At 33.5% G+C, this 13,680-nt stretch carries 13 protein-coding genes; 8 read left to right on the forward strand and 5 right to left on the reverse strand.

What is annotated here, in order from left to right; translation table 11 throughout:
- Position 1: 1 nt before the first annotated feature.
- From SH09_RS03190 to SH09_RS03210, 5 genes are all read left to right on the forward strand, one after another.
- A complete protein-coding gene (locus tag SH09_RS03190) occupies positions 2–1,945 on the forward strand; it encodes a PTS fructose transporter subunit IIABC (protein ID WP_042738174.1) in 1,944 nt (647 codons plus the stop codon).
- Positions 1,946–2,119: 174 nt separating this feature from the next.
- Positions 2,120–3,289: an N-acetylglucosamine-6-phosphate deacetylase gene (nagA, locus tag SH09_RS03195; RefSeq protein ID WP_042738175.1), complete on the forward strand. Its 1,170-nt coding sequence runs from the start codon at positions 2,120–2,122 to the stop codon at positions 3,287–3,289.
- Between the two features lie 268 nt (positions 3,290–3,557).
- Positions 3,558–4,907, forward strand: a complete 1,350-nt coding sequence (locus SH09_RS03200; protein WP_042738176.1) for a hemolysin family protein — start codon at positions 3,558–3,560, stop codon at positions 4,905–4,907.
- Between the two features lie 183 nt (positions 4,908–5,090).
- Entirely contained in the window at positions 5,091–5,930 is an 840-nt protein-coding gene (locus SH09_RS03205; protein ID WP_042738177.1) for an aldo/keto reductase, read from the forward strand.
- A gap of 772 nt (positions 5,931–6,702) precedes the next feature.
- Positions 6,703–7,767 (forward strand): glycosyltransferase family 2 protein, encoded by a 1,065-nt coding sequence (locus SH09_RS03210; RefSeq protein WP_042738178.1) that lies wholly within the window; start codon positions 6,703–6,705, stop codon positions 7,765–7,767.
- A 207-nt stretch (positions 7,768–7,974) separates the two neighbouring features.
- Here the strand turns inward: SH09_RS03210 and SH09_RS03215 are convergent, their stop codons facing one another.
- The 5 genes from SH09_RS03215 to queC form a co-directional block, all read right to left on the reverse strand.
- Positions 7,975–8,235 (reverse strand): GlsB/YeaQ/YmgE family stress response membrane protein, encoded by a 261-nt coding sequence (locus tag SH09_RS03215; RefSeq protein WP_042738179.1) that lies wholly within the window; start codon positions 8,233–8,235, stop codon positions 7,975–7,977.
- Between the two features lie 60 nt (positions 8,236–8,295).
- Positions 8,296–8,892 carry a hypothetical protein gene (locus tag SH09_RS03220; RefSeq protein WP_042738180.1) on the reverse strand — a complete coding sequence of 199 codons (597 nt, stop codon included), beginning with the start codon at positions 8,890–8,892 and terminating at the stop codon, positions 8,296–8,298.
- 397 nt (positions 8,893–9,289) lie between these two features.
- Positions 9,290–10,006 (reverse strand): 7-carboxy-7-deazaguanine synthase QueE, encoded by a 717-nt coding sequence (queE, locus tag SH09_RS03225; RefSeq protein WP_042738181.1) that lies wholly within the window; start codon positions 10,004–10,006, stop codon positions 9,290–9,292.
- On the reverse strand, positions 9,999–10,424 hold the full coding sequence (gene queD / locus SH09_RS03230) for a 6-carboxytetrahydropterin synthase QueD (protein WP_042738182.1): 426 nt from the start codon (positions 10,422–10,424) through the stop codon (positions 9,999–10,001). The genes queE and queD overlap by 8 nt, the downstream gene beginning before the upstream one ends.
- Before the next feature lies 1 nt (position 10,425).
- Positions 10,426–11,097, reverse strand: coding sequence for a 7-cyano-7-deazaguanine synthase QueC (queC, locus tag SH09_RS03235; protein WP_042738183.1), 672 nt, complete (start codon positions 11,095–11,097; stop codon positions 10,426–10,428).
- A gap of 253 nt (positions 11,098–11,350) precedes the next feature.
- On the opposite strand from queC, the gene SH09_RS03240 reads away from it, so the two are divergent.
- Genes SH09_RS03240 through SH09_RS03250 form a run of 3 tightly spaced genes read left to right on the forward strand, consistent with a single transcriptional unit; the run spans position 11,351 to position 13,675 of the window.
- Positions 11,351–11,944, forward strand: a complete 594-nt coding sequence (locus SH09_RS03240) for an anthranilate synthase component II (RefSeq protein ID WP_042738184.1) — start codon at positions 11,351–11,353, stop codon at positions 11,942–11,944.
- On the forward strand, positions 11,928–13,067 hold the full coding sequence (locus SH09_RS03245; RefSeq protein ID WP_042738185.1) for a chorismate-binding protein: 1,140 nt from the start codon (positions 11,928–11,930) through the stop codon (positions 13,065–13,067). Before SH09_RS03240 ends, SH09_RS03245 begins: the two co-directional genes overlap by 17 nt.
- A complete protein-coding gene (locus tag SH09_RS03250) occupies positions 13,067–13,675 on the forward strand; it encodes an aminotransferase class IV (protein WP_042738186.1) in 609 nt (202 codons plus the stop codon). The genes SH09_RS03245 and SH09_RS03250 overlap by 1 nt, the downstream gene beginning before the upstream one ends.
- The last annotated feature ends 5 nt before the right edge of the window (positions 13,676–13,680 follow it).

Here is a 13,680-nt window from a genome sequence, read left to right on the forward strand (position 1 = left end):
TATGAGAATTACTGAGTTATTAACAAAAGACACGATAGCGATGGACCTTTCTTCAAACGATAAAAATGGAGTAATTGATGAATTAGTTAATCAATTAAACAAAGCTGGTAAATTAAATGATGTTACAGCCTTTAAAGAAGCAATTCATAATAGAGAATCACAAAGCACGACGGGAATTGGGGAAGGAATAGCAATACCGCACGCTAAGGTTGCAGCAGTGGACACACCAGCAATTGCGTTTGGGAAATCTAAAGCAGGTGTCGATTATCAAAGTTTAGATATGCAACCAGCGCATTTATTCTTTATGATTGCAGCACCGGAAGGCGGCGCACAAACGCATTTAGATGCATTAGCAAAATTATCAGGTATCTTAATGGATGAAGATGTTCGAAAGGATTTATTAAACGCATCATCTGAAAAAGAAGTATTGAATATTATTGATAGAGCTGATGATGAGGCAACCGAAGAAGAGGAAGCTTCAGAAGCAGCTGCAGCATCAGCAACAACATCTGCTGATAGCAATGAACCATATGTATTAGCTGTTACAGCATGTCCGACAGGTATCGCACATACGTATATGGCACGTGATGCATTGAAGAAACAAGCGGAAAAAATGGGCGTCAATATTAAAGTTGAAACAAATGGTTCAGGCGGAATTAAAAACCATCTAACAGCAGAAGATATTGAACGTGCTCAAGGAATTATCGTTGCGGCTGATGTTCATGTTGAAACGGATCGCTTCGATGGTAAAAATGTAATTGAAGTACCAGTTGCTGATGGTATCAAGCGACCTAAAGAGTTAATTGATATGGCTCAAGATACTTCAAGAACGCCATTTGTAGCAAGAGGAAATAGTAGTAAATCAGAAAGTTCGAATGAGAAACAAAGTGTCGGTAAGACAATTTATAAACACTTAATGAACGGTGTTTCTAATATGTTACCACTTGTTATTGCTGGTGGTATCTTGATGGCAATCGTCTTTTTATTTGGACCAAACTCATTTGATCCAAAAAGTTCAGAACATAATGCCTTTGCAGAGCAATTATGGAATATCGGTAAGAATAGTGCCTTTGCTTTAATTATTCCGATATTAGCTGGATATATCGCACGTAGTATTGCAGATAAACCAGGTTTCGCAGCAGGTTTAGTCGGTGGTATGCTAGCAGTTTCTGGTGATTCAGGATTTATTGGCGGTATTTTAGCAGGTTTCTTAGCAGGTTACTTAACACAAGGTATTAAAAAGGTGGTCAGTGGTTTACCACAAGCACTTGAAGGTTTAAAACCAACATTGATTTATCCAGTATTCTCTGTAGCAATTACTGGTTTACTAATGATCTATGTATTAAATCCACCAGCATCTTGGTTGAATAATTTATTACTTAATGGTTTACAAAGTTTATCAGGCACAAATATTATGTTACTAGGATTAGTTATTGGTGCAATGATGGCGATTGACATGGGTGGTCCTTTCAATAAGGCAGCATATGTATTCGCAACAGCGGCACTAACTGAAGGTAATGCGGCTCCAATTACAGCAGCAATGATTGGTGGTATGGTTCCTCCAATTGCTATTGCTACAGCAATGTTAATCTTTAAGAAGAAATTTACTAAAGAACAACGAGGTTCTATAGTACCAAACTATGTAATGGGTCTATCATTTATTACAGAGGGCGCGATTCCATTCGCAGCAGCTGACCCTATACGTGTTATTCCATCTATGATGGTTGGTTCAGGTGTTGCAGGTGCGATTGCACTTGGTTTAGGTTCTTCAATTCAAGCGCCACATGGTGGTATCTTCGTTATCGTTGGTACAGACTTTGGTCACGTATTACAATCGTTAATAGCAATTGTTATTGGTTCAATCGTTGCAGCGATTTTATATGGTATCTTGAAGCCTAAACTTGGAAAAGAAGAAATCCGTGCTTCAGAAGCAATGAATGAATAAGATGTGATATATTAAATTAATTCAGTAGAAAGGCGTTGCTAACGTATTTCTACTGAATTTTTTATTTTATATGAAATAAACTTAAGATTATAATATGGTAAATAATTTTGGTAAAATGGGAGAAAAGCGTCAGTGTGTGAAATGAGTAAAATAACGTAAAGAAGGTAGATAGGCATGGCAGAGTATGTAATTGAAAATGGTCGAATTTATACAGAGTATGAAACAATAGAAAAGGGTTATTTAATCATCAAAGCTGGTAAGATTGCCGGTGTAGGTAAAGGAAAATATGAAGGTGAACTGACTACATATGACGCACAAGGTCATCACGTATTACCAGGTTTTATTGATATTCATATTCACGGAGGATATGGTGAAGATGCAATGGATGCATCTGAAGACGGATTACAACATCTTGCAAAATCGTTATTATCTGAAGGAACAACGAGCTTTTTAGCAACGACAATGACACAATCAGATGATAATATTACGAAAGCTTTGAAAACAATTGTGAGCTATCAAAGTAAACATGATAAATACCAAGCAGCAGACATAGTTGGAATCCATCTAGAAGGGCCATTTATTTCTGAACATAAAGTAGGCGCACAGAATCCAGAATTTGTTCAACGACCTTCGATTGAAAAAGTACGACAATTTCAAAGCATTGCGAATGGTCAAATTAAAGTGATAACCTTTGCTCCTGAAGTGACTGGAGCCGAAGAAACATTAAATGCATTCCATGACAAAATTAAATTCTCAATAGGTCATACTGTTGCAACGTATGATGAGGTAAATAAAGCCGTATCACAAGGTGCTAAACATGTAACGCACTTATATAATGCTGGCACTGCATTTGAACATAGAGAGCCTGGTGTGTTTGGCGCTGCATGGACGAATGACGCATTGAGTACTGAACTGATTGTTGATGGTATTCATTCGCATCCTGCTGCTGTAAAGATTGCCTTTAAACAAAAAGGTAATGAGCAATTTTTCTTAATTACTGATGCTATGAGAGCTAAAGGAATGCCAGATGGTGAATATGATTTAGGTGGTCAAAATGTGCATGTACAAGGTGCTGAGGCAAGATTAGCTTCAGGAGCTTTAGCTGGCAGTATTTTAAAAATGAATGAAGGCCTAAATAATTTATTGAAATATACAGGCGAACCACTTGAGAAAGTTTGGCGTGTCACAAGTCTCAATCAAGCAATAGCATTAAATATTGATCATCAAAAAGGTAGCTTATCTGTGGGGAAAGATGCAGATATAGTTATTTTAGATGACGATCAACAAGTTTGTGCAACGATTAAAGAAGGTGAAATACACCAATTTGTTAAAAGATTATTTTAAAAGATAAAATAAAAAGAAAAATTAGAAAGTTGACTCAAACAAATTTTTGCGTTTAAATGTCTAGTTGAACAAATAAAATTTTGTAGTATAAATTAGATTGCAAGATTACATTATGATAAAATAAAGGAAATGCGTATTTTTAGGGAGGTGTTACAATGGGAAGGATTTAGTAATTAATTTAATAGTAGTACCAGATAAACAATTTTATGAACGGTCACCTATTGTGACACGAAATTTTGGAGGTGAATCCCTAGAAATAGGGAACTAATTGGAAACTGTGACCATAATGAACTTAGTTATATTTTTTCTTTTAATAGCATTGACGACGGTATTCGTCGGATCGGAGTTTGCACTTGTTAAAGTAAGAACGACAAGAATAGAACAACTTGCGTCAGAGGGCAATGGTAGCGCTCGAGTCGTGAAGAAGATGATTAAGAATTTAGACTATTATTTATCAGCATGTCAGTTAGGTATAACTGTTACATCTTTAGGACTTGGGTGGCTTGGTGAGCCGACATTTGATAAATTATTGCATCCATTGTTTGAATTGATTCACTTACCAGAGGCTTTGACTACAACCATTTCATTTATCGTAGCATTTATTGTAGTGACATATTTACATGTGGTACTTGGTGAATTGGCGCCTAAGACTTTGGCCATTCAATATACGGAGAAACTAGCTTTAATCTATGCTAGACCATTGTATTACTTTGGAACAGTAATGAAACCATTAATTTGGTTAATGAATGGATCAGCGAGAATGATTATTCGATTGTTTGGAGTTGATCCAGACGCTAATAACGATGCAATGTCTGAAGAAGAAATTAAAATCATAATAAACAACAGTTATAATGGCGGAGAAATTAATCAAACTGAGTTAGCTTATATGCAAAATATCTTCTCATTTGATGAACGCCACGCAAAGGATATCATGGTACCACGTACACAAATGATAACGTTAAATGAACCGTTTAATGTCGATGAATTATTAGAGACGATTAAAGAACATCAATTTACACGTTATCCTATTACTGAAGATGGTGATAAAGACCATGTGAAAGGCTTCGTAAATGTTAAAGAATTTTTAACAGAATATGCATCTGGTAAGCCAATTAAAGTAAGTAATTATATCCATGATTTACCAATGATTTCTGAAACAACACGTATCAGTGATGCTTTAATTCGTATGCAACGTGAGCATGTACATATGAGTCTTATTATTGATGAATATGGTGGTACAGCAGGTATTTTAACAATGGAAGATATATTAGAAGAAATTGTTGGTGAGATCCGAGACGAATTTGATGATGATGAAGTGAACGATGTAGTTAAATTAGCTGACAATAAATATCAAATTAATGGTCGAGTATTACTTGATGATTTAAATGATCAATTTGGTATTGAATTTGTTGATTCGGATGATATTGATACAATTGGTGGATGGTTACAAGCACACAATACCAATTTACAACAGAATGATTATGTCGATACTGAATACGATCGTTGGGTTATTTCAGAAATTGATAATCATCAAATCATTAGTGTTATATTAAAATATGAATTTAATGAAACACGTCCAACACCAGAGGATGAAGAAGACGAAGAAGAAAAAGATTAATTTTTGATTCTGAACTTGTCATAATTAATTAACCAGTTGAGCCTATGTAAAGGCTTAGCTGGTTTTTTTATGAGTTGATATTAGGATGAAAATCAATTATAAGCGCTGTTAGTATATTTTTATGGCGGTGTATATTAAAATGTAATGAACAATGATTTAAGTTATTGAAAGGGGATTTGCATCATGATTGAAGACGTTTATTATTTAAATAATAGTTACCCAATGCCTAAGGTTGGTCTCGGTGTATATAAAATTACAGAAGAAGAAATGGAGACATCTATTGAAGCGGCATTAGCAGCTGGTTATAGAGCATTTGATACTGCATATTTTTATAAAAATGAAATTGCACTTGGTAATGCACTCAAACATTCAGATATACCTCGCGAAGATTTATTTATTACTTCAAAATTATGGAATGATTATCAAGGTTATGATAAAACAATCGAATATTTTACCAAGTCTATTGAAAACCTTGGCACAGATTACTTAGATTTATTCCTTATTCATTGGCCATGTGAAGAAAATGATTTATTTATTGAAAGCTATAAAGCAATGGAAAAATTGTATGAACAAGGTTGGGTACGTGCGATTGGTGTTTGCAACTTCAAACAACACCATTTGGAAAGGTTGATGGAAGAGACAGATGTGGTACCAGCAGTTAATCAAATTGAAGTACATCCTTACTTTAACCAACAAGAGTTGCAAGATTTTTGTGACAAGCATGATATAGCAGTAACCGCATGGATGCCGTTGATGAGAAATCAAGGACTACTAGATAATCCAATAATTACTGATATTGCGAAACGATATGATAAGACACCAGCACAAATTGTGTTACGTTGGCACCTTGCACATAATAGACTCATTATTCCTAAGTCTAAAACACCAGACCGCATTAGAGAAAATATTGATATTTTTGATTTCAATTTGGAATTAACAGATATTGCTCAAATTGATAATTTAAATGTGAATGAAAGACAAGGTAAAGATCCTGATAAAGTAGCGATAGGCACTTTAAAATAACAGATTGGCAAATATAAGATATAACAAATGGAGTAGGGGCTAAATCTCCATTCGCAAAATAAGAGAGTTATTCCGTAAAGGATTAACTCTCTTTTATATTTAAACGCTATAATTATGAACGTATATCTTTGTCATAGCTTAAGATAAATAGATTTGAGTTTATAATTTCAAACGCATCATTTTTACCTATTGTGTCATTTTGTGTATGAATCGTTACAAATGACTGATTATTATAAAAGATTAAAACCAACACAAATTAAAGCAGAAGACCATAATGTAAAAAGGCATTAAAATAACATCAAAAATTATATAAGTATTCAGGCGAGACTCCTGAGGGAACAGGACAAGCTGAAGACAACAGGCTGAAGCTGTCCCCTAGGAAAGCGAGCCAATAATACGGAATACTGTAAATAATAAAATGAGTTAATGAGCGATTAGAATAAGTGCTTTTATGTATTAAATATAAAGTGAATTTGTTTTTATTATTAAAAAAGGGGAATAATTTAAAGACTTGAAACTAATTATAATTTTTATGCGTATTAGTTTTAGACTATTATATTATTGAATATATCAAACAAATGACGTCCATCCGTTATTAGATTTATAATGAAATCTAATCAAAAAAGCAATTATAATTTTAAAAAGATTAAGTTTTACACGTGAATATTAACGGAGTATAAAGATTGTGTAAATTCAAAGGATTAAGTTAGCATAAAGATGATTAATATTGATAAAGTAGGAATAGAAGTAACTGAAATGAAGGTGTTAAGGTATGCAAATAAGAGTAATTGTGCCTTGCTTTAATGAAGGTGAAGTAATATTAAAAACTTATCAACGTTTATCGGAGATATTATCAAAAGATAGTGCGCATCATCAATATGAATATGATTTATTATTTGTTGATGATGGAAGTAAAGATAAAACAATTAACTATATTCAAGAAGCAGCTACTAAAGATCAACACGTAAAATTCATCTCATTTAGTAGAAACTTCGGTAAAGAATCAGCTATGATAGCTGGTTATCAGCATAGTAAAGACTGTGATGCAGTAATTATGATAGATGCTGACTTGCAACATCCACCAGAATTAATCCCTAAAATGATTGAAGGCTACATGGATGGGTATGATCAAGTTGTAGCAAAAAGAGATAGAACAGGTGAAAAACAATCACGTAAAATTATGACACGCATTTATTACAAAGTAATCAATCGCTTTGTCGAAGACATTGAATTGGAAGATGGCGTTGGTGATTTTAGATTGTTAAGTCAACGTGCAGTTAATTCACTTACAGAGTTGGATGAATGCAATCGTTTCTCTAAAGGTTTATACGAGTGGATTGGTTATAATACTAAAGTGTTTACCTATGAAAATGTTGAAAGAGAAGATGGCGAGTCCAAATGGTCATTTGGTAAATTGTTAAATTATGGTATTGATGGATTGTTATCATTTAATACAAAACCACTGCGTGCAATGATTTATCTTGGATTATTTGTATTCTTTGTTAGTATACTTTACATTACATTTATTTTCGCAGGTATTATATTAAATGGAGTTAATACGCCAGGATACTTTTCAACTATAGCAGCTATATTACTACTTGGTGGTATTCAACTCATTTCTATAGGTGTTGTCGGTGAATATATTGGACGTATCTATTATGAAGTTAAAGCGCGACCTAAATATATAGTGCAAGCTTCTAATTTAAGTAATGATAAAGTGAAGTCGAATTTAAGTCATGATTTAGATTCAAATGTGACTACAGAGGATTTGAATAGCAATCATTTCAAATATAAGAGACACTATAGAAAAGATAAAGAGTTAGTTAATCATCGTTAATTTATAAAAAATTCAAAGTAAATAGTTCCACAATGATTATCCAGAGATAGTGATAATTATACTAAGTTGATTGCTTTGAATCATTTCAATAAAAGCTTCGTAATGTGCAGTAAATATACTGAGATTACGAAGCTTTTTATTATAAAAAAGCAGTCAAAATGTTTCATTTGATAACATTTTGACTGCAAACAATTTTAATTGGTTATATTATTTTGAATTTTTCTTACGTAGTCTACCTACTACAAATGATACAACTGCAACTAATATAATTGTACCGATTAACGCAGGGAAAATGGCGATGCCACCTAAATGCCAACCCCAATCTCCAAGTAGCCAACTACCTAGAGCAGAACCAACGATACCGGCAATAATATTACCTAAGATACCACCTGGAATATCTTTACCGACGATGCCACCAGCAATCCAACCGATTAAACCGCCGACGATAAGCATTAATATAAATCCCATAATATAACCTCCTTATAATTAATTTCTACGATATTAATAATTACCACAGTTTGAATTGGATTAATCACGTTTATGTAAAAATATATTTTGCCAAATAATAAAAGCGATAAAAATGGCATGGATTATAATAAACATGTACCAATAAGGTGTGAGTAATGTCATTAATGTAGTAGCAATAATCATTAGTATTTGTCCTACAAGAATCGGATGTTTAATACGATGTATAAATCCGAATTTCTCCTTTTCACTTGGTGAAAAGGTAGTATAAAATACGATGATTGCCCCGAACATAAATACTGTTGGTGCTAAATAAGGTACTGACATATAGTATGAATCATTACTTGTACTATACGTTAGGATTAACGAAGTGCTCAATATACTTGTAATAATAAAGGCAATGAATTTTTGTTGTGAAATTACATACGTATGTACCTTTCTATTTAAGTAAAGCTGTAAGATTGTCCATAATATCAATTGTATATTGGTATAAAGTGAAATGAAGTCATACTTGCCGACGATAATTAAATTGATAAAGCTAGAAATGGTTAATGCAATGAGTATAGAGCTAAACTTGAGTTGTTTATAATTCTGACGATATAAATCAATGCCGAGGATGACTAATACCGCAGCTATATTTATGATTATATTAATTAGCATGGTGCTCTCCTAACCTAGATACTTCACTGCAATATTATATCAATTAAGATAAATTTATTCATACGAAAACATGCAATGTCACGTGTTTAAAATCATTTATTCAAATGTTTTATTTTAGTATTATTTTTCAAATAAATTATATTTAATAATAAGCAGTGTAACTGTCCTATTAAATGATTAAGTAAGTTTTATTTATTATAGCATTTATTAAATACTTGTTAATCAGTTAATAAACGTAATGGTTGTTAAGCTTGAATGACAGGGTTTCAAATTCAATTTAATAATTGGCTTAACAGTAATTTATGATTTTATTTAATAATGCTAAATTTTATCATAAAAAAGTGATGCGTTGTTAGGACAAAGAGCATTATACAACGCATCACAGTAAAATCTCAATTTAAACACCTTTTTTATTACTCCAAAGTAGTGTGTGTAATTGAGGTAAAACATAAACATTATTCATATCGGGACTCGCCATAACACGATCAACCAAGGTTTCATATAATGTTAATAATCTTTCAGTATGTGATTCAACATATTCTCCATCTAAGTATGGATTACCAACTTGCAAATAAAATGGTATCTCTGGATAACGATGATGAATCATTTTAGCAAATTGATAGTCTTCATCATCGAATATAACAACCTTAAGGTTAAGTGTTTCTGGAACACATTTCGCTATTACGTCATCTAGTATAGGTAGATTAGGTTTCATTTTAGAACTTGGTGGTTTGGGACTAATTGTTAAGTCATCAATTTGTGTCATCCAAGGTTGGAATTTACTTCCTTGTGTTTCTAAAGCGCTTTGGATATTTTTACTGTCGAATAAATCAACTAAAGATTGAATCCCTTTAATCAATGCAGGATTACCTCCTGAAATAGTTACATGATTAAAGGAATCACCGGCGATTTCATATAATTTATCGTATATTTCTTCAGCTGTCATTAACTGAATATCTTCTTTTGCACTTCCGTCCCAAGTAAAGCTCGAATCACACCAACTACATCTATAATCACATCCAGCTGTTCTGACAAACATCGTCTTACGGCCGATAACACGACCTTCACCTTGAATGGTTGGACCAAAAATTTCTAGAACAGGTATCTTACTCATGTGAAGTCTCCTTAGGTCTAAAGACAACATAACTTGTTGGTGTTTCTCTTACATATACTTGTAAGCACTGTGGCTTATTCTGGCGTTCATCTAATGCACTTTGTACCATTTCATAAATTGTTTGTGCCACAACTTCAGTAGATGGACTCTTACCTGTAAATTGTGGTAGTTCATTTAGTAATTGATGATCAAATTGACCATGTACTATTTTTTTTAATTCACTAAAATTCACAAGAAATCCATTATGATCTAATGTATCCCCAGCAATCGTTAGGTTGACGAAATAAGTATGACCGTGTGTTCTCATACATTTTCCAGCATCTTCACTAGGAATGTAATGTGCTGCTGAAAAATTGAAATCTTTATTTAATTCAAATTGATAATCGTGTTGTACACTTGGATAATTTTGTTGGAACATATTATCGCGCTCCTTTTTCTTCTAAATATGCATTTAAACCGCGTGCACGTAAATGACAAGCCGGACACTTCCCACAACCTTCGCCGATGATGCCGTTGTAGCAGGTAAGTGTTTTTGTTCTTATATAATCCAGTACGCCTAAGTCATCGCTTAGGGCCCATGTTGCTTTTTTGTCTAGCCACATCAAAGGTGTGTGAATGACAAAGTCTTTATCCATTGAAAGTGACAGTGTTACATTCATAGATTTTATGAAACTATCTCTACAATCTGGATACCCTGAAAAATCCGTTTCACAAACACCCGTTATAATATGTTTAGCATTTGTTTGATAAGCTAATGCACCTGCAAATGAAAGAAACAATAAGTTTCTTGCAGGGACAAATGTATTAGGTACACCATCTTCTGTCTCTTCGATATCCATGTCATGTTGTGTTAATGCATTTGGAGTTAGCTGTGATAATAATGACATATCTAACAAGTGATGTTTGACGTTTTGTTCTTCAGCTATTTGTTGAGCTACTTTTATTTCTGTGTCGTGACGCTGTCCGTATTGAAAGGTTACGAGTTCAACTTCTGAGAAATGTTTCTTAGCCCAGAATAAACAGGTAGTACTGTCTTGACCACCGCTAAAGACGACAATGGCTTTATCATTATTTAATGTTTGTTGCGTCATAGTATTGTACACTCCTTATTAATTTCATACTAGCTTTTTAAATTGAAAATGACGCAAAAAAACGTCTGTCTCTATAAAAAGACAGACGTTTTTGAGTGTCTAGTTTTTTATAGAGGGTATCAGCTAGGAACCTCTTTGTATTCATTTATGCCGTGATATAGAATAATATATTTACGTTGTAAAATCAAGGTGATATTTGTGATAATAGGGTTAATATCATATTATAGAATATCTATTAAAAAGAGGTGAACGCATGATACTAATGATTGATAATAAAGATTCATTCACATACAACATTGTAGATTATATTAAGCAAATCTACAAAGATGGTGTTTGTGTTATAGATGTTACAGCGTTGTCGATTGCGAAGATACAACAAATTCAACCAAAAGGCATTGTGATTTCTCCGGGGCCGGGAACACCTGAGGATTATCCAATACTAACGGAAGTAATGGACGAATTTGCACAACAAGTGCCAATTTTAGGAGTGTGTTTGGGATTTCAACATATTATTACATACTATGGTGGCGACATTGTTAAAAGTTATCGCCCAATTCATGGTCATACGACAGTTATTGAGCATACTGGCGAAGGTATATTTAAGGACTTACCACAGTCATTTAAAGTAATGCGATATCATTCATTGATGGCACAACAAGATACAATGCCATCGCAATTAAAGGTTACTGCACGTAATGATGAAGCAATTATTATGGCAATTGAACATCAAAGGCTCCCTATATACGGCGTACAATACCACCCGGAATCCATATTAAGTGAATATGGCATTGAACAATTGAAATTATTTATAGAAATTATGGTGACAAAACATGCAAATCCAGTTTAATTATCGCTATTTAAAGGATGAAATAGAACATGAAACACATCAGTATAACTTTACAAATAGTATTGAGCAAAGGCTTGCCTATCAACTGCAAGATGTAGGTGAAGTGGTTAACTTTGCAGAGACTAAGCAAAAAATGGGGTATTATGTCGCATTATATTTATCATATGAAGCGGCAAGCTATTTTAATCCAGAAATGGCAACCGTCTCAATTTCTGAATGTAACCTTTATGCTGCGGCCTATGTTTTTGAAAGCTATGATATGACAGAACCTCCGAAATATGAAGGGCATAGTCAACGATGCAATTTTCAATTTCAATTAAGTCATACGACGATGATGGATCATATAAAGTCAGTTCAACAGGCAATAATTGAGGGGAATACGTATCAAGTAAATTACACAACACGTTTAATAGATGATATTCATTATCCGATTGCGGCATTATATGAAATATTATTAAAAGGAAATAATGGCTTTTATTCTGCTTTAATCGATACATCAGAACTGAAAGTAGCATCAATATCACCTGAATTATTCTTTCAGAGGGGGCCATTTAAAGACGATGAGGATGTTATCGTCAGTAAACCGATGAAGGGGACCATAGCGAGAGGTCGGACGCCTGAAGAAGATCGTCGAAATTTAGAAACATTGCGTCATTCAGCAAAGGATAAAGCTGAAAATGTAATGATAGTAGATTTATTACGTAATGATATAGGTAGAATTGCACAATCAGGATCAGTCCATGTCTATCAACTTTTTAATATAGAAGCATACACGACCGTTTATCAGATGACGACAATGGTGACGGGTAAAGTCAATCACACAATGTCACTAGTCAATGTATTAAAGGCACTATTTCCATGTGGCTCTATAACTGGAGCGCCCAAGCTAAATACGATGAAATATATCAAAGCATTAGAACAAACACCGCGTTATATTTATTGTGGCTCAATAGGTTTACTCTTACCGAATGGCAAGTCTATCTTTAATGTGCCTATAAGAACCATTCAATATATCAATGGTAAAGCGGTATATGGCGTTGGTGCTGGGATTACAATTGATTCAAATCCAGAATTAGAAATTCAAGAATTTAAAGATAAGACGCGTATATTGGAGAGATTATAATGCAATTATTTGAAACAATGAAGTTAGATAATGGAACAGTAAACAGGTTGAATTATCATATTAAAAGAATGCGTAGTGCATGTGAAAATCTCGATATTAAATTTCAACAACAAACATTTGAGGATATTATCAAAGAAGTTCGTTCAACTTATCATTATGGGACGTTCCGCTTAAAGGTCTTGGTTGATGAGCAAGGACAGATGGAACATGTCGTAGCTGATTTACCAAGTAAAAGTTATTTTACGGCACGACTAGTACAATTGAAATGGCCAACTAACAAAGATCAAGTCATTTATAAGACAACGCATCGCGACCATTTGGCACACGATCATTCGACAGATTTGATATTATTATATGATGCATCTGGCAAGTTATTAGAATTTGATATCGGTAATGTCATGATAAAGGAAGATGATCAATATTATACGCCGGAGTATAATGGGGATTTCTTGAAAGGTTGTATGCGAGAGGAACTCATTGAAGAAGGTAAATTAATAGAGCGAGATTATTCGATAGACGTGTTCAAGGATAAATTGATTCGTGGAGAGATTGAGGTTTTTCTGATAAATAGTTTAAGAGAGGTTGCCGAGGTTAGGTTTTATCTTTAAAATAA

Source organism: Staphylococcus gallinarum (assembly GCF_000875895.1).
GTDB classification, from domain to species: Bacteria; Bacillota; Bacilli; order Staphylococcales; family Staphylococcaceae; genus Staphylococcus; species Staphylococcus gallinarum.